15 protein-coding genes and 2 pseudogenes are annotated in these 25152 nt (G+C 34.2%); 3 read left to right on the top strand and 14 right to left on the bottom strand.

Features of this window, described 5'->3' with window-relative positions:
• From P5P87_RS17855 to P5P87_RS17845, 3 genes are read right to left on the bottom strand one after another with little or no spacing between them, the layout of a single operon-like run.
• Positions 1-585, bottom strand: a complete 585-nt coding sequence (locus P5P87_RS17855; RefSeq protein ID WP_278020138.1) for a T9SS sorting signal type C domain-containing protein — start codon at positions 583-585, stop codon at positions 1-3.
• Positions 560-4117 carry a beta strand repeat-containing protein gene (locus tag P5P87_RS17850; RefSeq protein ID WP_278020137.1) on the bottom strand — a complete coding sequence of 1186 codons (3558 nt, stop codon included), beginning with the start codon at positions 4115-4117 and terminating at the stop codon, positions 560-562. The genes P5P87_RS17855 and P5P87_RS17850 overlap by 26 nt, the downstream gene beginning before the upstream one ends.
• Positions 4047-5978, bottom strand: a complete 1932-nt coding sequence (locus P5P87_RS17845) for a PA14 domain-containing protein (RefSeq protein WP_278020136.1) — start codon at positions 5976-5978, stop codon at positions 4047-4049. Before P5P87_RS17845 ends, P5P87_RS17850 begins: the two co-directional genes overlap by 71 nt.
• Before the next feature lie 281 nt (positions 5979-6259).
• On the opposite strand from P5P87_RS17845, the gene P5P87_RS17840 reads away from it, so the two are divergent.
• The 3 genes from P5P87_RS17840 to P5P87_RS17830 all read left to right on the top strand — a co-directional run bounded on the left by P5P87_RS17840 (position 6260) and on the right by P5P87_RS17830 (position 11292).
• Positions 6260-6742, top strand: a complete 483-nt coding sequence (locus P5P87_RS17840; protein WP_198855243.1) for a regulatory protein RecX — start codon at positions 6260-6262, stop codon at positions 6740-6742.
• A gap of 394 nt (positions 6743-7136) precedes the next feature.
• On the top strand, positions 7137-9026 hold the full coding sequence (locus P5P87_RS17835; RefSeq protein ID WP_278020135.1) for a right-handed parallel beta-helix repeat-containing protein: 1890 nt from the start codon (positions 7137-7139) through the stop codon (positions 9024-9026).
• Positions 8989-11292, top strand: coding sequence for a T9SS sorting signal type C domain-containing protein (locus P5P87_RS17830; RefSeq protein ID WP_278020134.1), 2304 nt, complete (start codon positions 8989-8991; stop codon positions 11290-11292). The genes P5P87_RS17835 and P5P87_RS17830 overlap by 38 nt, the downstream gene beginning before the upstream one ends.
• A 43-nt stretch (positions 11293-11335) precedes the next feature.
• Here the strand turns inward: P5P87_RS17830 and P5P87_RS17825 are convergent, their stop codons facing one another.
• The 11 genes and pseudogenes from P5P87_RS17825 to bamH all read right to left on the bottom strand — a co-directional run bounded on the left by P5P87_RS17825 (position 11336) and on the right by bamH (position 25092).
• Positions 11336-11740 (bottom strand): putative signal transducing protein, encoded by a 405-nt coding sequence (locus P5P87_RS17825; protein WP_278020133.1) that lies wholly within the window; start codon positions 11738-11740, stop codon positions 11336-11338.
• A gap of 2 nt (positions 11741-11742) precedes the next feature.
• Positions 11743-12849 (bottom strand): aminotransferase class I/II-fold pyridoxal phosphate-dependent enzyme, encoded by a 1107-nt coding sequence (locus P5P87_RS17820; RefSeq protein ID WP_278020132.1) that lies wholly within the window; start codon positions 12847-12849, stop codon positions 11743-11745.
• Positions 12850-12955: 106 nt separating this feature from the next.
• Positions 12956-13594, bottom strand: coding sequence for an NAD(P)-dependent oxidoreductase (locus P5P87_RS17815; RefSeq protein WP_278020131.1), 639 nt, complete (start codon positions 13592-13594; stop codon positions 12956-12958).
• Positions 13595-13783: 189 nt separating this feature from the next.
• Entirely contained in the window at positions 13784-14053 is a 270-nt protein-coding gene (locus P5P87_RS17810) for a hypothetical protein (protein ID WP_198855238.1), read from the bottom strand.
• A 152-nt stretch (positions 14054-14205) separates the two neighbouring features.
• A complete protein-coding gene (locus P5P87_RS17805; protein ID WP_278020130.1) occupies positions 14206-14493 on the bottom strand; it encodes a hypothetical protein in 288 nt (95 codons plus the stop codon).
• Between the two features lie 304 nt (positions 14494-14797).
• Complete coding sequence (locus P5P87_RS17800) at positions 14798-15079, bottom strand: FoF1 ATP synthase subunit delta/epsilon (RefSeq protein ID WP_177211684.1); 282 nt, start codon at positions 15077-15079, stop codon at positions 14798-14800.
• An 83-nt stretch (positions 15080-15162) separates the two neighbouring features.
• The gene (atpD, locus tag P5P87_RS17795) at positions 15163-16674 is read right to left on the bottom strand and encodes a F0F1 ATP synthase subunit beta (protein ID WP_198855236.1); all 1512 of its coding nucleotides are present in this window, start codon (positions 16672-16674) and stop codon (positions 15163-15165) included.
• Between the two features lie 242 nt (positions 16675-16916).
• Positions 16917-18395, bottom strand: a complete 1479-nt coding sequence (locus P5P87_RS17790) for an SGNH/GDSL hydrolase family protein (RefSeq protein WP_278020129.1) — start codon at positions 18393-18395, stop codon at positions 16917-16919.
• Between the two features lie 83 nt (positions 18396-18478).
• Positions 18479-21317, bottom strand: a pseudogene (locus tag P5P87_RS17785) (TonB-dependent receptor domain-containing protein).
• Positions 21318-21627: 310 nt separating this feature from the next.
• Positions 21628-23481, bottom strand: a pseudogene (gene glmS / locus P5P87_RS17780) (glutamine--fructose-6-phosphate transaminase (isomerizing)).
• A gap of 9 nt (positions 23482-23490) precedes the next feature.
• Complete coding sequence (gene bamH / locus P5P87_RS17775; RefSeq protein ID WP_340696575.1) at positions 23491-25092, bottom strand: BamH family beta-barrel-assembly machinery protein; 1602 nt, start codon at positions 25090-25092, stop codon at positions 23491-23493.
• Between the last annotated feature and the right edge of the window lie 60 nt (positions 25093-25152).

Raw genomic sequence — 25152 nt, 5'->3', positions numbered from 1 at the left:
TTATGGTAAATTAGAAAAAACAACTTTTTTAGAAACTGTAGAACCGTTTTCTAAAGTTACTTTAACTAATAAAACCTGATCGCTAGAATGCAAATTATTAATTTGTAATTCTGACGAATTTACTTTGTTTTTACTATACATTAACTGAGCTCCAACATTGAAAATATTTACGTCTTTAATTGTTTCTTTAGAAGAAGTAATACTTACTACTTTATTTTTCACTGAAATTAAGACGCTATCTTCAATATTTTCAAAATCACCAGTACCTAATGTTTTATTGGTATAACGAAGAACAAAACGATCTGCAAAAGTTCCTGCTAATGTAGAGAACGTATAATTCTCATTTCGTAAATTGATTATTTTCCCTGTAATTTTATCTTCTAAATAAACCTCTTGTTTATCAAAGAATCCATCAGCATGATCTATTGCTATAGTAAAATCGCTATCTATAGTACTTTTATAACCCAACGGAACAACATCTGTATCGTCAAACGGTAAAGCACGCCCTTGAATGGTTAATTTCTTTGTTTCGTTTATACTATAAAAGTCGATAAATGAATTAGCTCCAAGCGTTGCAAGCATCATAATTAAAATCTACGGAATTAGTAGCACCTTGAATATAACCTACTAATATTTGTTTGAAGGCACCTTCAGTATTTCTAATGTTCAGCCAAATACGATTTCTTTCAATACTAGCACTTTTAGCTGTTTTAAAGAAATTAGTATTTTCTGTTGCTCCTTCACGCATATCATTATTAAAATGTATTACTGTCGTTTTTGGTTTAGCAAAAAATCCCTGACCTGCGGCAATAAATCCATCAAATGATTTAGGTGCTGTTTCTCCATTAATATCTGTACTTCCAGCAGCCGTACAAATTATATAATCATTACTACTGTAACGAGCGGTATTGTCTCCAGGAGCTTTCTGCGGAAGTAAAGCATGTATCCAGAAATAAAGTGGGCCCAGAACATCAGGATTAGCATCCCACAATTTCTCTACATCTATCGGTGATGGATAAGGATTTCCTAAGAAAAAGTATTTATCTACAGCTACACCTGTTACGTCTATATTACCGTTATTTGGAACTCCAATAAATTTTCCTTCAAAGGTACCTCCATCAACATTATCAAATTCTTGAGGTCCTCGAATGCTGTATCCTTTTCCTACTTCCATTGGCAATGTTCCATACAAATTAGTTGCCCATTTATACTCAGAAGACCAGTATAAAAATTTATCGAAATAGGTAGTCGGTGACAAGTCTTGCATTCTAAAACCTTCTGGTTTTGTTGATTTAATTGGACTTGACCAATAAGTTAGATCAAAACGGCGTACGTCGGTTGCTCTAATATAAACGATATCACCCTCATTTTGGACGTTATTCTTTTGTACTAAACTAGAACCACTTTTAAATACTAATTTTCCATTACTTTTTACAATGTTTGTAATTCTTAAAGTAACATTAGACGGGATTTCTACATCTGGTCCTGTAGTTGGAACATCAATAATTAAAGAACATGCCACTACATTTGGTTTATTGCTTTTAAAAGGTTGATCTACTGCCACAGATTTAATTACAACACTTTTGCTTCCATCGGGTTCACCATTACTCCATCCTGAATCTGTCCATTCTGTAATAGAACTTTCGTCTGTTATGCTAACCGTTGCAGCGTTTGACGTACAACCTGTAGCATTATCTTTAACGGTAAAACTATATGTATCTATTGTTAGATTTTGGATAGGTACAGAAGAATCTGTTCCAGAAAAACTTCTTGATCCAGTAGTTAATCCTGTTTGATTAATTGTCCAATCTGCTGGTAAATCAGTTAATGTTATAATTCCGAAACCGCCACAAGATACGTTGTTGTTTTTTGTAATTGTTGGGGTTGTTGGAAGTGGTTTTACTGTTATTGTTGCAGTAGCACTATTAATAGAAGCACAAACACCGTTTGTTATAACAGCTCGGTAAGATGTAGTTGCTGTCAAATTAGAAACTGTAAGTGTTGTACTCGTATTATTTATAACTGTACCTGCCGTTGCGAAATTATCCAATGAAGATTCCCAATGTGCAACGATTCCTGAATTACCGCTTAATGTTAATACAGTATCGCCTGTACCTGAACAAACTGTCGTACCACCTGCAATACTTCCTCCTACTGGCAAAGAATCTACATTAATAGTTCCTGTTGCAGTAATAGTTCCGCAACCGCCAGTTAAAGTAATCGTATAATTATAAGAATTTGTAGAATTTACTGTTGGAGTTCCGCTTATTGTTGCAACATTTCCTGACCAGATTCCTGAAATTCCAGCAGGAAGGATTCCAAAATTTACTCCTGTCGCTCCATTAGTAGAGTACGTAATATTTGTAATTGCTGTATTAGCACATACGGTCTGTGAGTCTGTTCCTGCAGCTGAAGTTAGGGTTATGGTATTGTTTGGAGTTACAGTATTAGTAATTCCTGCACTAGTTGATGTACAGCCTGATGCATTTGTAACATCTACAGTTACAGTCTGTCCATTTGTTAAAGCTGTTGTTGTATAAGTGTCACTAGCTCCCGATTGAACTGTAGTAGAACCAACTTTAAATGCATAACTCGTTCCACCTGATGCAGTAAAAGTCACTGATGTTCCTTCACAAAAAGTATTATCTGCGTCATTGCTGACTAAGCCTGCTACTGGTAAAGCCAATACATTAACATAAGTAGTAGAAGAAACAGAAGAACAACCTCCTGCAGTAGTTACAACAACCGTCGCGTTCTTAATTCCTGTTCCTGTAACCGTTATTTTAGGATTTTTTATATCATTTTGCGAAAAGGTCACCCCCGTCGATGTAGTTGTCCAAGAATATGATACACCTGAAGCAGGGACATTTTCAACATCTAACTGAACACTTGCACCATTACAAGCATCTACAGTTTTAAATTTCCCTTTAGGTGTTGTTGTCGCCACAGGGTTCACTTGAGAAGTAGGAAGTAAAACAATGTTGTCTACAATAGAACCAAGTGTAGTAGTTTCAAGTGAGTTGTAAAATTCAATCCATATAGAAGAAGTTGATGGTGTAAATTGAATAGTCTGAAACACAGAACTATTAGTTGTATCACTAGTTGTATAATTTCTTGTTATTGTATTTGATCCGTCAATTATTTTGACATCAACCGCAACAGTAGGAGAAGATCCCGGTCTACGAGCGTAAATAAAACTTAAAGTATAAGGAACGTTAGGAATAACTGATACCGTTTGTCCTAATGATGCTTCTACATCTAATTCTGCAGTATAATTTTCACTATTGCCGTTTGGAAAATAGACATTTTCTTTTAAAACTTCAACCTTCGTTCCTTTCGTAGTAGCTTTTGACCAATTATTTGCACCATTACTAAAATCTCCGTTTTGAACTAAATTACCTACACAATTCGAAAGAACTACATCATCTGTAGATGAACCACAACTAGCAGTAGTTATTGTCCAATTTAATGTATATACTCCTGCTCCAAGAGGAGTAAATGTAGCGTTAGCGACATTAACATTACTAAACTGAGTTAGAGCTGTACTTGGACCACTCGCTATACTCCATGTACCTGTACCAGCTGTAGGTACATTGGCTGCTAACGTAAATGCTCCATTGCCATATTGATCAGCACCCGCATTGGCTACTGTTGGTTTTGGGTTTACTGTGATTGTTTTGGTAACTATTGCAGGGCTACATGAAACTCCGGTAGCCGTCAGTGTTAATGTAATATTTCCTGATTCTGATGCGCCAGCAGTATATGTTGCACCTGAAGGACTCGTAGCATTATTCCAAGTTCCTGATCCGCCACTCCAAGTACCGCCTGTAGCTCCGCCACCAATTGATCCGCCCATGGCAGCTGATGTAGCTCCTTGGCAGATTGCCGCCACAGCCGTTCCCACATTAGCTGTCGGTTTTGCATTAACGGTGATTATTTTGCTAGCTGTTGCTACATTGCATGAGCCACCTGAGGTAGTCAATGTCAAAGTAATGTTTCCTGATTCTGATGCACCAGCCGTATATGTTGCGCCTGAAGGATCTGTATCATTTGACCAAGTTCCTGCACCGCCAGACCATTTTCCTGCTGTAGCTCCGCCACCAATTGATCCACCCATAGCTGCTGATGTAGCTCCCTGACAGATTGTCTGCTAAAGTTGTTCCTGCATTAGCAATTGGTTTTGGGTTCACGGTAATTGTTTTGGTTATTGTAGCATTGCCGCATGAACCTCCAGTAGTTGTCAGCGTTAATGTAATATTTCCTGATTCAGATGCGCCAGCAGTATATGTTGCCCCTGAAGGACTCGTAGCATTAGTCCAAGTTCCTGATCCTGATGTAGTCCATGTTCCTCCTGTGGCTCCACCGCCAACAGATCCCCCCATAGCTGCTGACGTGGCTCCCTGGCATATTGCCGCGACAGCTGTTCCCGCGTTTGCTGTAGGATTTTGGTTTACTGTTATTGTTTTGGAAATTGATGCATTTTTATTACAGCCATTTGCGGCAGTAACACTAACCGATCCTCCAGCCGTTCCTATTGTTACCGTAATACTATTTGTACCTTGTCCTGATGTTATTGTCCATCCAGATGGTACAGACCAAATGTAAGATGTAGCATTTGTAGCAACAACAGAATAAACCTGTCCTGTAGCCAAAGCACATTGATTTGTTGCTCCTGTCATAGTGTTTCCTGTAAATGTAGGAGCGCTATTACTACTCGCAGTTATTCTAACAATATTACTTGGTGAGTAAGAACAGCCTGAACTAATTCCGTTTATACTTACCAATCGTCTATAATAAAATATATTAGGAGCAGTTATTGTTGGTGGTGTATAATTTCTTAAAGTTGCACCGTTGATGTTATTAAAAGTAACCCCATCTGTTGATGACTGCCATTGAAAACTTAATTGAGGATTTTGTAAATTAGAATCTCCAGAACTGTATTGAAGAGATCCTGTAATTTGTCCAGGTGTTCCATTTCCACAAAAATCAACTGTTCCCGGAGCTGTTATAGTATTGGTTCCTGCGTCAAATGGAGCTATCGAAAATGTTACTGTATTTGCATCGCCATTTTCATAATAATCAAAGACTAAATCATCATCTCCATCTAAATTTACAACGACATTACTATATGTTGTTGAGGATTGCTCTACCCATCTGTCTAAAATATTTGTTCCGTTTAAGTACAATCTAATTCCATCATCTGCACTCACAGTAATCACATAACAACCACTTTTAGTGGTTTTCATTCTATATCGTACTGCAAAGCCCTCAGTGTACACCTGAGCCCTATTTACCGAATTAGACATAAACGAAAAACAATTTGTACTTCCACCAAAATTTTCATTTATAGATTCTGAATTAATTCTATAATACCCTAAGTATTTGTTGGCTGTAAAAGTTGTAGGCATCTCACCGCCTGCTGTATAGATATGTCCAATCCAATTGTTAGTTCCATAAGCACTTTGATCATCAAAATTATTTCCAACTGATTTTAATGTAATCGTTATCGCTCTACTTCCACTTGCATTAGTAGCACAATTACCATTTGTCAATAAAATTTTTATTCGTCCACTTATTGTAGATAACCAATCAAAACTAGTACCACTCCCTCCACTACTATATCCCAATGATCCGAAATTGGTATTTGTATCTGCATTAAATAATGTCAAATTTTCATTTCCTGTAAACGCATTAGGTACAGAAAAATTATAGACAAAACCACTTATAACATCTAGTGTAATATAATTTCCTGATGAAACATTTGCTGAAACTATTGGATTGGTAGAACTTCTACCGATACAAAAGCTATAACTTCCAACAGAACTAGCACTAGAGGGATAGGCACACTGCCCGTAATTACTAGAAACCACAAAAAACATCCCAACACAAAGCAATCCTAAACTTGATGTGCTTGATTTTTTGGATAAAATCTTAGGGGAAATGAAGAATAAAAACGAGTAAAGTAATTTTCTCATCATATAACAGTAGGTATTTGTTTTAAATTTGTTTTTGGTTTGCTTAAAGCAAAAAAGGCATTTCTTTCAAAAAAAAATAAATGTTCTTTTGGTATTATATTGAAATCCAAAATGTTAAAATCTTGGCATTTAGGTGAAATTTAAAAATGTTAAAATTCCGTACAAAAATATTTAAATTAGCCTAATACACAAGGTTATAATTTATTTCTTTTTATAAAATATTAACAAATTTTAGAAATATTTTATAACTAATTGACTATAACTTCATTTAAACGTTAAAACGCATGAAAAAACCGACGAACAGCACTTTTACCATCAAAGAAGCTTTACAAAAATTAGAGCATTTTTGTGCTTATCAAGAGCGCTGTCACGATGAAGTTGTTGATAAATTATACAGCCTAAAAATGACTCGTGATGAGATCGATACTATTGTAGTTCAGCTTATTGAAGGCAATTTTTTAAACGAGACTCGTTTTGCTTGCAGTTTTGCTAGAGGTAAACACAGAATTAAAAATTGGGGAAAAATCAGAATTACAAACGAATTAAAAGCGAGAAACATTTCTTCAACAAATATTACATTGGCTTTAAAAGAAATTTCTCCCGAAGAATATTTTGAAACTTTCGAAAATCTTGCAGAAAGATCTTGGAATACTATTTCTGAAACTAATCTTCTTAAAAAGCGTAAAAAATTTTGTGACTATATGCTTCGAAGAGGTTTCGAAAGCAATTTAGTCTACGAAAAAGTAAAAGAATTAGAAGAAAACTAAACTTGTTTTTTAATCCTCCAAAAAGAAGAATTTTTATAAATTTTCTAAATTCTTAAAACTTCTCATCCTCAAAAAAACAACACAACTCATAGTTATAAAATATTCCTGTTTCTAAGATTTTATAGCAAATCTGACGTTTTTTAGTCTAAAAGCGCAAAAAACAACCTCGAAAAATTCAATTTTTTACGATTATTCTTATAATATTTTCCATTCTTTTATAAGAATATTTATCGAACATTAAAATTTTTAATGTAGTTCATCGACTATTTTAACAATTCATCGATTATATATGGGTTCTCAAAACCCTACCAAATTCTAGCTCGTAGATGTATCTATCTTTGCCGCGCTTCGAAAGTTCTATGCCAGCATAACAAATTGATAGAAAACATTTAACATGAAAAAAATTTTACTTTTATTCTTATTATTACCTTTTTTAACGTTTGCTCAATTGAATCGTAATTACATCATTAGTTCAACCAGAACTGATGCAGATTTCAAAAATCTTGTTGAAGCAATTGAGAAACTGAAAAATGAGGGAATAGATAAAGATGTCCAATTTCTATTAGATGATAATCAAAATTTATCTTCTCAATTAACAATTCCAAGCTTTAAGAACAAAAATAAAAACACGGTAACCATAAGACCCAATGATGGAAAAGAAATTATCATCTCTGGAAAAGTTGGTAGTGGAGCATTGATTGCATTTAATAATGCCGATTATATTACCATTGATGGAAATAATACTCTTGACGACAACAAATTAAAAATTTACAATAACTTTGACGGCAATAGCTATTCTAGTCGAGTTGCAATTTGGCTGTATAAAAAGTCTGAGAACAATATCATTAAGAATTTAACCATCGAATTAAACACTTTGGGCGACGCAATAGGAACAACATCTACTGGTATTTTGGCCTCTGGAGACAGCTTCGACAGCAATGCAAATAATAGCAATAATACCATTCAAAATGTAACTTTTGTCAATGTTAAACAGGGTATAGTTGTAAAAGGTCAAAACAAAAATAATGAGGGATGGAAAATTTTAGACAATAAGATCGGCTCAAAAGCATTTTTAGGTATTTCTCTTTTAAATGTGAGCAATTATACTGTAACAGGAAATATCTTAAACGAAATAAAAATCCCTTCTAATTTTGATGGCACACTTAATTTTTCTGGTATATATCTAGAAGAGGCAAGTGATGGAACTGTTTCAAATAATACTATTTCAAATATAGAAAACCGTAGAGGTTACGGCATAGGTTATCCTGTGTATATTAAAGGAGATAACGTAATTATTTCTAAAAACATCATCTCTAATTACTTTTCAAATTCATCTAGTGTTGGAGCAATAGCAATTAAACTAGAAGGAAATAATGCTTCAATATTTAACAATAAAATTAGTTCTATAATTTCTGACCAAGCAGTAACTGCAAGCGGAATCTACGCAACAGGAAACAATCAATTACTATACAACAACTTTGTACTTGATGCAAGTTCGGCTGGAGGTGGCGGTGTAAGTAGTCAAAATGCCTTTGGTATTTATATTGATTCTGGTTCTAGTATTAAATTATATCACAATAGCGTAAAACTTATTACAAACCAACCTTCTGGATGCTCTTCTGCTTTATACGTAAGAGATTGTTCTGGATTAGATATTAGAAATAACATATTTGTAAATGCTCAAACATCAGGAAGCGAACGTTTTGCGATATATTTAGAATCTGCAGACGGTTCAAAATTCCCAACATTAGATTACAACAACTACTATAGTTCACAGTACGTAGGTACTTTTGGAAGCTATTACACTTCAGCAAACAAAAAAACTACTCTTGACGATTGGAAACAAACAACAAATAAAGATACTAACTCTAAAAATGCAAATCCACTATTTCTAAACAACAATTTATATTTAGACGCGAATAGTGCGATAAACAAAACTCTTATCGGAACTTTAATTGCAACTGTCACAACAGACATTGACAACAATACAAGAATAAAACCCTACATCGGAGCTCATGAGTTGGCGACTTGCGCACCAACAGGTGACCAAACTGCTTTTGGATCAAATATTTGGAATGGATATGTTTATAAATTAACAACCAATACCATGCCTCCAAATATTTCTTATCCTGCTTTGCCAAGCACTAGTATTGCAACTTATATAGGAACTGTAACTGAAAACAAAAACTTTGATAGAAATATTGGAAGCGGTGCTGTTACTGGTCAAACTTCGAATTTTGCTTGCGATGCTTGCTCCTTCAGATCGATTTTTTGTACGATATAAAATGCTTGCTGATATTACTGAAGCTGGTGTATACAGTTTTGACATTGGAAGCGATGACGGGGTAAGACTATATATCGATGATGTAGCTACACCTCTTATATCAAGATGGAATGGTCATGGCTACACTATGGATTATGCTACACAAGATTTAGCTATAGGCCAACATAAATTTGTTCTTGAGTATTATGAAGACGGAGGTGATTCAAGAGTTTCTTTTTTCTTTGGCATTCCAAAAGGAAATCCTTCTGAATATGGAGACAAAGTTTGGAACGTTTATGGTTATGTGAACAACGATATAACGTTAGCCAATGTAAGATATGCTGGTTATTATGTTGATCCAAATTTAAATCCCGATTCAACAAATTATTGGCCAAAAGATAAATCTCCTTCAGCTGCGACCATCTGGCAAGGTTCTCAAATACCAGACAACAATTTTACAGTGGTTTACAAACGTAAAGGTTTTGATTGTGGATTATACCAATTAAAGCACATGAATCATGATGATGCTATTGAGCTTTACATCGATGATAAATTAATATTTTCTAACTATGGTTGGGATAATGCTACATATTTAATTAACAGTGGAGATCTTTACCCTTTAAACAGCGAGTCTAGAGTAGAGATACGCTTAAGAGAAGATGGGGGCGATGCTAACCTTGGAATTAATTTTACAAAAACAGATATTATTTACAATGGGACTGGAACTATTCCTGATGGAAGTAGCTTAGTAATCAATAAAGACACTGCTTTAGAATCTGATCTTAAAGTTTGCTCCTGCACGATTAATCCAGATATTACTCTAACCGTTAAAAAAGATGTTACCCTAACTGTTGATGAAAATATAAAAGTTGAAACAGGAGGTAAATTACTAATTCTAGACGGCGGATCATTACTTCAAACTTCAACAAGTAAAGACATGTTTTCAGGTAGCATGCAGGCTTTTGAAGTACAAAGGATTACTAAAATACGTCGTTTTGATCTAACTTATTGGTCGCCACCAGTAAATAACCCAGATTTTAAAATGAATACTTTGTCTCCTGAAACCTATTTTGATAAATATCTTTACTGGTCTTCTGATTTCAAATGGGCAACCAATCTGTATGGAACATTGCCAATGGAAGTTGGAAAAGGATACAGTATTCGAGGCCCACAGTCTTTTAATAATGAATCGGCCTCTGATTTTACAGGAAAATTCTATGGAATACCAAATAATGGAGATATTGTAATTCAAACCGCCGCAGATAAATATTATTTTACTGGAAATCCTTATCCATCTGCTATTGATGCTCGAAAATTTATTAAAGCAAATGGAGATGTTGGACCTTTATACTTTTGGACACATGCATCGTTGCCAAAAAAAGAAAATGGTAGCAACACTGCTACATACAGCAGTCCAGATTATGCAATATTTACATCATTAGGAGGGACAAGAGCGACAACTGGAGGAGAAATGCCTTCTGGATATATTGGAGTAGGACAAGGCTTCTTTGTAAAACCAAAAGTAACTTCAATTATTTTCAACAATGATCTACGTGTAAAAGCACAAAATACGCAGTTTTTCAAAACTACTGCGAAAGAAACCGAAACTGAAGTAAATCGCTTATGGTTAAATCTGAGTAATAATGAAGATGCTTTTAAACAGCTATTAATAGGATATGCAGAAGGCGCAACAAATACTTTCGATTATAATTATGATGCCGTTACACTAGCGACTAATTCGTATGTAGATTTTTATACGATTAACGAAGCAAAAAAATTGGCTATTCAGGCAAGAGCTTTACCTTTTGACAACACAGAAATAATTCCTCTTGGCTATAAAGCAACTGTAGAAACTTCGCTTACAATCTCAATAGATCACGCAGACGGATTTTTCGACCAACAAGCAGTTTATCTTGAAGATAAAACAACAGGTATAATAACAGATTTACGTGCTTCAAATTACACTTTTACAACTCTTGTCGGAACTTTTCCAGATCGTTTTGTATTACGTTACACTAACAAAACACTTGGCACAGATGATTTTGAAAATGTAGCCGATGGAGTTTTAGTAGCTGTAAAATCAAAAGTTGTAAATGTAACCAGTGGAACTGAAAACATTAAAGAAGTTCAGATTTATACTATTGGCGGCCAAATGCTTTACAACAAAAACAAAATTGAAGCTAAAGAATTGCAGATTCCAAACTTACATTCAAGCAATCAAGTTTTATTGGTAAAAGTAATTCTTGAAAATGGCAATGAAACAAAAAAGAAAATCATATTTAATTAATAGCAAAAACCCATCTTAAAAGATGGGTTTTTTGTTTTTATTTTTAAAATTCAGTTTTACAACAATCGCACTGATAACGGTATTTTGAATAAAAAGGCATCAGAACAAAAAGCAGTGAAAAAATAAATGCAACTAATGATTTCGTATCTCTTAGTGAAGTAATCATTTCGACTTTTTCGGCACCGCAATTTGGGCATTGAATTAAATCATTCTTTTCATCTAATGAATATTGACTAACTGTCGAAAGAATTTCACTTGCTTTTTTAAAATCTTCTTCTCTCACAAAAAGCTTGACCCCACCAACAGCATTACTCCAAATCGGATTTGAATCTACTATGTGATTATCCCTTAAATAAACTTCTATTCCTTCAGATTCTAGCTTGCCACAGAATATTTGGGCTTCTGATGAATATTGATAACTTCTAACTAATTTAAAATCTTCTTTCATACTTAAAAAACAAAATCTCTAACCAATTCTAAAACTTTATTAATCTCTTCCTCGGAATTATAACTATGAAGACAAAAACGTATACGTTCTTGGCCTTCTGGAACAATTGGAGAAAAAATAGATTGAACATCGAATCCTTTATCTTGAAGATTCTCCGACAATTCTTTTACATTTTTATTACCAGGAACAATAGCAGAATGTATTGGAGATTTACTATGGACAAACATTGGTTTTAAACCTAATAAATTTTTCTGCTGATTAAAAAACACAATATTTTGACGAAGCTTTTCACGGGTTTCTTTTTCGATTTCCAACTGTTGATACGCTATAAGAATTGTTGCTACAGCATGAGGAGATAATCCAGTTGTATAAACAAAGCTTCTCGCAAAATTGATTAAATATTCTTTAAGACTATCGCTTCCTAAAATTGCGGCGCCTTGATATCCTAAACCTTTTCCAAAAGTTACAATTCGAGCAAAAAATTTATTATGCAATTGCAAATATTGAGTTAGACCTTCTCCTTTATCTCCAAAAACGCCTAAAGCGTGAGCTTCGTCAACAATCAAATAGCAATTGTATTTTTCTGAAAGATACACCAGTTCTTCTAAATTCGGACTATCGCCATCCATAGAAAAAACAGTTTCGGTTACAATATAAATTGTAGCATTTGAATGGTTAAGAATAAGTCGCTCTAAATCTTCAACATCATTGTGAATATAATAATGAGATTTAGCTCGAGACATTGCGATTCCATCTTTTATTGAGGCATGACATAATTCATCGCACAAAACAACATCATTTTCTTGCGGTACAGCGCTAAAAAATCCCAAATTGGCATTGTATCCCGAATTGAAAATTAAAGCCGCTTCTGCCTCATGAAATTCCGCTATAAAACTTTCTGCAATTTGATAAAGAGAATGATTTCCTGAGATTAATCTTGAACCTGTCGCTCCGTTTTGGAAAATCTCATTTTCTAATAAATAAGCATGAGTGTGCTTGAAAATAGTTTCTGACTTCGAAAATCCGATGTAGTCATTAGACGAAAAATCAATCAGATTATTAAATACAGGCCATTTTCTAAACAGATTGTTCTGTATACAAGTTTCCAATTTACGATTAAGATTTTCTGGCAGACTTCATAAAAACAAAGTTAGACAATTCATTTTAGAATAAAACAAGCGGCGAATTTCTGTGAAATTCGCCGCTTTTCTAAATTTAAATTACGCTAATAAAAGGCGATTGATGACTATATTTAGATTCAACCATTTCTTTTACTAGAAATTTCGAAATATCCAATGCTGTAATTCTATCTCCTAAACAATCTTCAAGACTTACAGAGATTTTATCACTATCATCAGAAAAAACAATTAACGGAACACGAACCTGCGTCCAATTAACCTTACTGTTAGTTAAAAGATCGTAAGTTAATTGACGGTCTTTCTGAATTTCAGGAAAATTAGTTTTCATCCAGTCGGTTGCCATGATTGTTTTTGAACTTTTTTTATCAAATCGAGTATCGATATTCAATCCTGCAAGAAGAATGTATCTCTGAATTTCATAATCATTCATAGCATTTAGAACATTCTTTGTTGCCTCACTCGCTACCATCGGTTCTCCCGGTCTCTGACCAATAGTGCTAATTACAGCCTGACAATCTCTAAGCAATAATTTTACAGATTCTTCATTAATAGCATCGCCTTTAATGATTTCAATTTTTGAATTTTGAAAGGTAAAAGTGTCTGGATTTCTTAATAGAAGTTTTACACTAAAACCGTTTTCTAATAATTGGTTTACAAGATATTTCCCTGTTCTTCCGCCACCGCCAAGAACAGCAACTTTTGATATATTTTTCATATATATTCTTTATAAAATTTGACATAAGTAATATATGCCCCGTCAAATAAGACGAAGCAATAACATAAAAGCTTACTGAGCTTTTACAATTGATCAAATATTTTATAAAGAGATTTTGATAGTTCAAAAATACAGAAATAAAAAAAGCCAGACTTTAAATCTAGCTTTAAATGTATTTTTTTTAACAGTTTAAAAGATTGTATACGTCACCGTATTACTCGTCGTACTATTAATAGTATATTGAGTAGTCGCAGGATAACCTCGTTTTACAATATCACGTTCTGCAGCAGTAAGTGGCGACTCGCAACAGATTCCCAACCAAGGGGCAGTATATGTTGGACCAACGACGACATTTGTAGCTTCTATTGAAGCTTTAGTAACATTCTCAGAACTTGTAGTTAGAGACATTGTCCCAAAACTTAATGCAATTAGCAGTATTCCTAAAAAAACTTTTTTCATAATATTTTTTTTAAATGTTATTATACTTACAAACGTAGTTAATAATCAGTAAAATATTACAACTTTTAAAATGGCTTTTTCATGTTTTTTGTTAATTTTCTGACATATAAAATATCAGACTCAAACAAAACAATACAAAAGTCAAATACTAACTATTGTATATTCTCTTTCTCCACCCATTTAAAATTTCCTTTCTCTGTAGCGTCAAGCAAATCAATATTGAGTTTGTTGGAAAGATTGAGAGAAAATTGAAATGCTGATTCTTTATCTTCAAAACTGTACATTTTATAATGTCTGTTTTTAACGTACCAAAGATTTGTCCCAAACTCCCCATATCTATCTTCAAAAAAAGAAATATATTCAAACTCTGTAGCTTTCAATTTCACATCATAAGAAAATGGTCCAATAATGTATCTTGAAATTACTGTATTAGTCTCCAAGTTTATCAGCATGTTTTTGGTCGCCGAAAATTTGAATCCATAGACTAAACAATATGTTCCACATAAAAGAAATGTAACAAAAGCTCTGATGGCTATTTTAATCGACACTTCAATAAAAGCAAAATATACAAACAAAACAATCATGTATATGAAAGCTCCAAAAAAAATTGATGCTAATAATAGCTCGTACCAAGCTCGTTTACCAGTAAAAATCGAAATTTCATTTTCTTTTTTTCTCCCATGTGCCAAAAATAAAAAAAGCCAGACAATGTTGTCTGGCTTTTCTGCTTATTTTGAAATTGTCTTAGTCAACTAATACAATTATCTTATTGTTTTTCATTTCGATTGTTCCTGACTTAATCTCTAAAGTATAAGTTTGGTCATTCACTCTCGTAAATTTATCAGCAGCCTCTTTAGAAAAACTGAAGCTTGGAGCTGCAATTTTAATTGTCCCTTCTTCTAAAATAGAAACAATTGGCGCGTGATGATTTAAAATCTGAAAGCTTCCATTAACTCCTGGTAAAGTAACGGATGTTACCTCTCCTGAAAATAATTTCGCTTCTGGTGATACTATTTCTAAAATCATATTTTTTTTAGTTAATAGTTGATGGTTGATGGTTGATGGTTGCTTTCTAACAACTGACAACTAACAACTAACAACCAATATTATTATGCTTCAGCTAACATTTTCTCTCCAGCTTCGATTGCATCTTGAATAGAACCTTTCAAGTTGAAAGCTGCTTCTGGAAGGTGATCTAACTCACCGTCGATGATCATGTTAAATCCTTTGATAGTATCTTTAATATCAACTAAAACACCTGGAATACCTGTAAATTGCTCTGCTACGTGGAATGGCTGAGACAAGAAACGTTGTACACGACGTGCTCTAGATACTGCAAGTTTATCTTCTTCAGATAATTCTTCCATACCTAAGATCGCGATGATATCTTGTAATTGTTTGTATTTTTGAAGAATTTCTTTTACTCTCTGTGCGCAGTTGTAGTGCTCATCTCCTAAGATATGTGGAGTCAAAATTCTTGAAGTAGAATCTAACGGGTCAACCGCAGGATAGATACCTAACTCAGCAATTTTACGAGACAATACAGTTGTTGCATCTAAGTGCGCGAAAGTTGTAGCTGGCGCAGGGTCAGTTAAGTCATCCGCAGGAACGTAAACCGCTTGTACAGATGTAATAGATCCTTTGTTTGTAGATGTAATACGCTCTTGCATAGCACCCATCTCTGTTGCTAATGTTGGTTGGTAACCTACCGCAGAAGGCATACGCCCTAAAAGTGCCGATACCTCAGAACCTGCTTGTGTAAAACGGAAGATATTATCAACGAAGAATAATACATCTTTACCTTGATCAGATCCAGCTCCATCACGGAAATACTCAGCGATAGATAATCCTGAAAGTGCCACACGTGCACGAGCTCCAGGTGGCTCATTCATTTGTCCGAAAACGAAAGTAGCTTTAGACTCTCTCATTCCTGGCATATCTACTTTAGATAAATCCCATCCTCCATTTTCCATAGAGTGCATGAAATCATCACCGTATTTAATAATTCCTGACTCTAACATCTCACGAAGCAAGTCATTTCCTTCACGTGTTCTTTCACCTACTCCAGCGAATACTGAAAGTCCACCGTGACCTTTTGCGATATTGTTGATCAACTCCTGAATCAATACTGTTTTACCAACACCAGCACCACCAAACAATCCAATTTTACCTCCTTTTGCATAAGGCTCGATCAAATCGATTACTTTAATACCTGTGAATAAAACTTCAGATGAAGTTGATAAATCTTCAAATTTAGGAGCTTGTCTGTGAATAGGCAAACCGTTTTCTCCTGTTTTAGGTAAATTACCTAAACCGTCAATGGCATCTCCAACAACATTAAATAAACGTCCATATACGTCTGGACCGATTGGCATTTGGATTGGATTACCAGTTCCAACTACCTCATATCCTCTAGACAAACCGTCTGTAGAGTCCATAGAGATTGTACGAACAGTGTTTTCCCCAATGTGAGATTGTACTTCTAGAACTAAGATAGTTCCATCTTTTTTAGTGACTTCTAGTGAATCATAAATTTTTGGAAGTTCAACATCTTTACCGTTGAAAACTACGTCAACTACTGGTCCAATGATTTGAGCAACTTTTCCTATTACTTTTGACATTACTTATGTATTTATTAAATAGCTATTTAGGTTTATCGAAAATACCTCTTTTTTCAGAGCGCAAAGATAATTTTTTAAAATATAAAATCAATTTTTTTTCATAAAAAATACCATGATTTTGTTTGATTCATAAAACTTGGCTAAAAAATAACAAAAACAGCATTTTTTTAATAAAAGAAAAAAACCGCTTCATCTGTAAAAATGAGCGGTTTTTTGATATTAAAATAATGGCAATATTACAATTATAAAACTTTAGGAAACATAACCGGATAGTTACCAATATTTACTCCATTTAAGTTTGATCCATACTTAGCATTGATAGCTTCGATGAATTTATTAGCAATCAGAGCATACCCTCTTGGTGACGGATGAACTCCGTCTAAAGAAAACGTACCTCCCGTAACAAATGTAGACTTCATTGTAAAGCCATTAGCCGTAATTCCAGCACCTGCAATTTGCTTCATTAGAGTTTCCGTATCTAAAATAGCTAAATTTTTAGCCGTAGCCACTTCCACAATAGTTTCATTATAAGACTTCGTTGCTTTAGCCACTTCATCAATTTCATCTTTAGTTAACACCCATTTGTCTTCTAAAGGCACAGAAACCCCATTAACCTTTGTCTGATCTTCACCTACAAGCGTACCTATAAAGTTCATAGCAGTTAAAACCACTAAATCATCTTTTGTAGCTTGTCTATATGAAGGAAGCCTATAAGCGGAAAGATTCGTTAAATAACTATCTTCAATTACAACGGGATTGTTTCCAACTACAAATTTTATCGTTCTTTTTGCAACTTCATCAGCGCTCAATAGCCCTAAAGACTTTAATTGTTGCAAGCCTCCATTATAAGTTGCATATCCAGCATTTAATTGAGTCGCTTTCTCTGCTGTTAATCCTACAGGATTATACGGAACAGTTGTAAAATAAGGCAATGATGTAATGTTAGGCAAGTTTGCTATTACGCCCTTTGCCCCTTTAGCCGTTAATCCATCAATTATACTAGTATAAACCATTTTAAATACGGTTGGATCTGTAATATCGCTTCCCGAATAAGTCGACGGATCCATATTACCTGTTTGATCCTTACCTGTACCTCCTGATGTAGCATATCCTAAGACATCATTTCCTCCAATCCATAAAGAGAAAAAAGTGGGTGATTGTGCAATTGCATCGGCTAAAACTGTTGTTGTTGGAGAACTTGCAAATCTTGCAAAATACGGATTAGCTTTCCCCGTTGCTACTCCAGCCACGTTACCATAACCCGAAGCAACTAAGTGATAACTTCTTGCACCAGGAACTCCCAAATTATTAAAAGTACCTGAAAGATGTGTACTAACTTCTGTTGACGGAACTCCTTCTACAGGAACAGGAGCCTTTCCATTAAAATACAAGCGCGGTCCACTAATAACATTACCGCCTAATAATAATCCCCCTATATTATCATTAGTTAGTGGAGTACTAAAAGTTGCATTAGTTATTAAAGCAAATTGCTGAGCAATAATATTAGTATATGCTCCTTGCTGTCCTTTAATAAATAAAGCATTGTCACTAAAACCAGCCGCAAAGGAATCTCCCAAAGCAACATATTTAGCAAAATCAGCCGAACCGGAAGTTAAAGGCAAGCCATCTGTTGAATCAATTACTTCCGAGGTATTATCATCACTATTACAGGCTACAAAGGTCAATGAAACCAATAAAAGCCACTTGAAATTTTTTATCATAATCTATATTTTTTATAATTATCTGTTTCTCGACATAGATCTAGAAACACAAATAATGAATTTGACTTAGAGTTAATAATCAATTATGGGTTAATAGTCCAAGAAGCAAAATATTGCTGTCCGATTAATCCAGCTCCAATAACTTGGTAATATTCTTTACCGCCAATATTAGCGACTCCTAATTTTACAACAGATTTCAATTTTGGAATTCCATAATTTATTTGAGCATCAATTACTGTCGCAGATTTGATTGTACCATCTGCAAAGTTAGATTCCCATTCGTACTCGCTGTTCCATCTTCCACTTACATTAAATCCGAAGTTTTTGAATAATTTATCATTTCCAAGAGATACTTTAACTCTATGTTTTGGCGTATTAAATCCAGCCTCAAAACTTGGGTCTTTAGCTTGATCAAAATCAAATTGAGCATAATTATAGTTTAATCCTAATTCGAAATCGCTAATTATTTTTCTAGAAAGACCAACTCCAAATCCTAATGAATGAATCTCTACATCTGAATTTGTATACAATTGATATGCTCTATATTCTCCGTTTTGAAGAGCACGTATAGATTGTGCACCAGCATCTGTAACAGGATTACCAGGCACTGGCAGATTAGGACTATCCTGAGCTGTCCCGTAAAAAGTAGAAACCACATTTAAATTACCAATAAAATTATTGTAGATATTATAATACCCATTAATATCGATTGATGTACCTTCAAAAATAGAACGATATCCAACCTCAAAAGCCTTTACTTCTTCTGGCTTCACATAATTAGCTCTTGATTTTTTCAATAACGCAGCCGCTGCCACAGGATTAGTTCCTGCCATTGCAGAAAATGCTGTAACAGAACTTGCCAAGTAAGAGTTGCCATAAGCATCATTACCATTCATAATCTTTGTAGGACTTCCAGCATAAAGCTGACCTTCTGCGCTAAGACTGAAAGTTTCATTAAATCTAGTTAAGTTATCTGGAGCAGAACCTAACAATACTGCATTACCAATATTAAATCCGATATATTGATCTTGAGTTGTCGGGTTTCTAAAACCTGTTTGAAAAGATCCTCTGAAATTATGGTTTCTCTTTTCTCCAGCAGAATAAACAAGAGATAAACGAGGAGAGTAATTACCATCAAAGTTTTTAGATTTATCATAACGAAGCGATCCTGTAAACTTCATTCTATCATCCAGAAACTTTTTCATCAACTGTGCATAAGCTCCGTACTCATTATAATTAATCAAGCTAGTAGCATCCGTATAAATTCTTCCGTGAGAATTTAACTCATAAGATCTAAAAGAACCTCCGACTTGAATTTCAGCAAATTTTATAATATCTCTGAAATTATAGTTTGCATCTGAGTGATACATTTTAGAATTATCCACCAATCTCGATCCGCTTAAAACATCTGGATCATTTATAACTTGATTAAATGCATTTTTAAATTCAGCTGTACCTGGTAAAAAACGACCTGTATCTGCTGTAGATCTTGCCAAAGCATTGGCTTGTTGCGGATTCATACCTGCTAAAGTTCCTTGAATATAAGCTCCCGCATATTGTCCAAACCAAGTATTATCGTCTTTCCATTTTCTATTTACATTAATTCCTGTAAATACCATATCGTAAGAATGACCTCCATCCTCTCCTGTCATATACCCTCTCACGAAGAAGTTTTTTCCTCTAAACTCTAATTTATGCTGTTGCATAAAAAAGTCATTTAAATAATATCTGTTTGCTCCTTGGTAAACCGCATTTCCAGTTCCAAATTTACTCTGCCAGATAATTTCCAATCTTTCATCGCCAAAAGGTCTTCCGTGCAAAGAGAAATCAATTTTCTTATTAGCCGCTTTATTATCTGTCAAATCAATTTCGTTATAACCCGTTCTACTAACATTTGAATTCGGAAGAAGATTAGATGCTCCAACAGGAATCAATCCCATCGTTTCCAATTTTTGACCAACACCTCTAATATTTGTCGAAGCCTCATCACCATAAACGTTAATACCATCATAGTTAGGATCTGTTCTATCAATACCTGCTCTCGTTTTATCATTATAATTTGTTGCATACCAATCTGTAGCTTGCATATAAGTAAAGTTTGCTTTTGCTTGCAAAATATTTATTAAAAGCATGAGCGAATCGGATACCAAAATCATAAAAACTATTTGTTCCAGCTGCTTCTTGCGAAGTCGCACCATATTTAAAATAAGTTGAAACACCCTGATTGGTAAACGGACTTTTACTTGTCATAAATAAAATTCCATTAAAAGCATTTGCTCCATACAAAGCAGATGATGCTCCTGGAAGCAACTCAACACTTTGAACATCAATTTCTGAAACTCCAATCATATTCCCCAAAACAAAGTTTAATAATGGAGACGAGTTATCCATTCCATCTACCAACTGCATAAAACGAGTATTAGCCACAGTAGCAAATCCTCTCGTATTGATTGACTTGAATGACATACTACTAGTATTCATCTGCACTTCTTTCATGTTTTCTAAACCATCATAAAAAGAAGGAGAAGCAGTTTTTTTGATTTCCTGCACACCCATTCTTTCAATAGTTACAGGAGACTCTAGAATTCTTTCTGGTGTTCTCGATGCAGCAACAACGATTTCATCCAGTTTAGTTTCTTCATCTTTTAAAATCACATTCACTTTTTGATTTGCCGTTGTTACGCTTATCGTTTTAGTCTCAAATCCTACCGCAGAAACCTTTATAGACAAAGGCAATTTAGCATTAGTAGTTAATTTAAACGATCCGTCAAAATCAGTAGAAGCACCACTGTTTTCTCCGACAACAACAACATTGGCACCAGGGATAGATTGTTTGTTACCATCGGTAACCGAACCTGTAATTGTATTCTGTGCAAAGGACACTCCGCTGAATAACAACATAATTAGCAAGTAGACTCTCATTTTGGGTTAGTTTTTTGTTAGTATATATAGCCAAAATAAGCAAATATTTTAATATGCATAAAAAAATGTTAAATAAAATCGATATTTATCATTGTTTTGCACTATATTTTAACTATTCACTAATTGATTTTATTAAAATAAAAACAAAGAAAACCTAAAGAAAAATCAGTTTACTATGCATACATATAATATTTTATCAAAAAATTGAAAATTTCATAAAAATACATATGCGTAAAAAAATTATTGGCAATAAAAAAAAGCGAGACCTAAATCTCGCTTTTTTAACATATTTATATTTTGAAAAACAAACTTATTCTACCGTAACCGATTTTGCTAAGTTACGTGGCTGATCTACATTACAACCTCTCATTACAGCAATATAGTAAGAAAGCAATTGTAAAGGAATAGTAGTAACCAGTGGCGATAATGCATCTGAAGTATCTGGAATTTCGATTACATAATCTGCTAATTCGCGTACTTGAGTATCTCCTTTTGTAACTACCGCAATGATTTTACCGCTTCTTGATTTAATTTCCTGAATATTACTCACAATCTTGTCGTAATGTCCTTGTTTAGGAGCAATAACAATAACCGGCATATGTTCGTCAATTAAAGCAATCGGACCGTGTTTCATTTCGGCAGCTGGATAACCTTCTGCATGGATATATGAGATCTCTTTTAATTTCAATGCACCTTCTAATGCTACAGGGAAATTGTATCCTCTACCTAAATAAAGACAGTTTGGCGCATCTTTAAAAGCAGCAGACAATTTCTTTAGCTCTAGCATCAGTTTCTAACGCTTCAGACACTTTCTCAGGAATAATTTCTAATTCTTGTAGGTAAGTATGAAAATCTGTATTTGACAATGTCCCTTTTGCTTTTCCTAAACGTAAAGCAATCATAGTAAGAACTGTGATTTGAGTAGTAAACGCTTTTGTAGAAGCTACTCCAATTTCTGGTCCTGCGTGCGTGTAAGCACCAGCATGACTTTCTCTAGAAATAGAAGAACCCACTACGTTACATACTCCAAATACAAACGCTCCGTTTTCTTTAGCCAGTTTAATAGTCTGCCATAGTATCTGCAGTTTCCCCAGATTGTGAAATCGCTATAACTACGTCATCTTTATTTATAATTGGGTTTCTGTATCTAAATTCAGAAGCATATTCTACTTCAACAGGAATACGTGTAAATTCCTCAAAGATATATTCTGCTACTAACCCTGCGTGCCAAGAAGTTCCGCAAGCAACAATTAAAATTCTTTTTGCGTTTAAAAATTTCTCTAGATTATCCTCTACACCGGCCATCTGAACAATTCCTTCATTAGCATGAAGTCTTCCTCTGTAAGTATCTTTAATTACGCTTGGCTGTTCGTAGATTTCTTTAAGCATGAAATGATCATACCCGCCTTTTTCAATCTGCTCCAAGTTCATTTGAAGTTCTTGAATGTAAGGATCCACTAAAGAGTCATCTTGAATTTTTTCTAATTTTGATTGGCTTATGCAACCTGATATTCGCCATTTCGCCATCTTCTAAATAAACAGCATTAGAAGTGTACTCGATAAACGGTGAAGCATCAGAAGCAACAAAATACTCCCCTTCTCCAACTCCAATTGCCAACGGACTTCCTAATCTAGCCGCTACAATTTCGTTTGGATTTTTTCTATCAAAAACAGCAATTGCATACGCACCTACAACTTGGTTTAATGCAACCTGGACAGCTTTACCTAATTTAATATTTTCTTTCTTCTGAACCTCTTCTATTAAATTAACTAAAACTTCAGTATCTGTATCCGACTTAAAAGTATATCCTCTTTTGATAAGCTCTTCTTTCAAAGGAGCATAATTCTCAATAATTCCGTTATGGATAATTGCCAAATCTCCAGAATTAGAAAGATGAGGGTGAGAATTCACGTCATTTGGAACCCCGTGAGTTGCCCAACGCGTATGTCCAATTCCAATATTACCAATTGTTGAAAAACCCTCATTAGCTTTAGCTTCAAGATCAGAAACTTTTCCTTTGGTTTTACAAACTTTAATTCCCGATTCGTCGTCATATAACATAACGCCGGCACTATCATATCCTCTGTACTCAAGACGCTTTAATCCTTTTATTACAATAGGATAGGCATCTCGGTGACCGATATATCCAACAATTCCACACATATATATTTATTAATTTGGTTTCGTGTAGTAGACTTCAAGCCTCAATCTTTTCTTTTCCTGATCTGAGTCAGGAGCTCCTCCCTTTTTCCCTCCAAATAAGACTGTGCCTAAAGGACTCATAACTGATGTTCTTGGTGCTACAGATATAAGCTCATTTTTATTCTTCAATGCATTAAACGCAAGTACTGCTGAACTTTGAGAAACAACCAGACCTAAATCAACATTTTTTGCCGTTGCATCTTTTATCAGATTACGAATATGTCCTGTGATTCTAATTTTATAACTTTTTCCTCTTTTATCAGAATCAAGAGTAATTAATCCTCCATAGGTAGATAAAGCATCTGTAGAGTAATCTACTAAAACGGCATTATTTGTCAAATCGTATAAATAAACCCTATTTGGTTCTTCTGTGCCTTTCATTTTATCAGCATCGATGTAGAAAACCAAATTAGCTTCGTTAACTTTCCAGTTTTTAGTAGTAACATTATGCCTAATTTCATCTAATTCATCTGGAACATTATTTGGCTTATTTACAACCTGCCCGTTATCATCATAACCCATTACATCGGTCGGATTAAAAAGTTTTACAACTGCCAAAGATCCTTCTCCTCCTTTTAAATAGAGCTTATCGTCTCCATCTGTTTTATTTGCACTTGTAATAGCGTTCTGATATTCCGAACTTCGAGTATCTTGAAGAAAGTTAGCTGTACTAGATGTCGTTGCATTAATTCCTTTCAAATTCAAGACAATTGTTTTGTCTTCCATGGTACTATCAGTGTCTTCAGTTGACGCTGTTTTAGCTTTGTAGTAAATCGTAATTTTACCTTCACTAAAATTCATCAATGCCATATTGCTTGGACTAGACCCAGATTTTTCAACATTAAAATATAAACCTCTAAAATATTCCTGAAAAAGATCTTCTGTAGAAAGTTTTGATGCAACCGCTTTCAAGATTTTATCTTGAAAAAATTGCTTTTTTAAATGCAAACGCATTTCAGGCTTTACCCTTAAAAGCGTTTTGTTACCATCAGTTGTAATACTATCCTTGTACTCTTTCGCACTGAAAAAGAATTCCTCGTTTTCAAGTCTATTAGCACTATCATTTAATAATGCTCCAATTTTTTTACTATTAAATTCAGTATTTTGATCTGTGTAATAATATTGTGGCAACTGGCTACCTCCACTAAAGTAACTGGTTCTCATCTGGATTCCAGACTCGTAAATACTTAACTTTATTTTCCCGTTTTTATCTCCGTAAATAGAATCAAGCTCATAAGTATTATTCCCGTTAGCATCAGTAGCTGTAATATGACTGTAATACGGAATCTGTATTCTAACACTATCAATTACAGGAGATTCTCCAATTGTTGGAGAATAAGTAGCAAGCCCTAGCTGAGTAACAAAATTTGCAGTTGTAGTTCCAAAGAGCGGATTATCAAAAATACCCAAAGCATTGTTTGGAGCTATATTACTTGACTGAATAGGAGTCACTTCTTGATTATATGCTAAAACGTCGTATTTTACAGCTTCAAGTCCAAAATGATCATCACCAACTAAACCCTCACCAATCGCATTAAAATCTTTGTCACAAGAATATAAAAAAACAGCCATTACAGCTAAAAGAGTTTTCTTAAAAAAAGAAGTTCTATACATGTCTAATAATAAAATTAA

Origin of the sequence: Flavobacterium ginsengisoli (assembly GCF_029625315.1) — a bacterium.
In the GTDB taxonomy this organism is placed as follows: Bacteria; Bacteroidota; Bacteroidia; order Flavobacteriales; family Flavobacteriaceae; genus Flavobacterium; species Flavobacterium ginsengisoli.
This window is presented reverse-complemented; position numbering and strand designations above follow the sequence as displayed.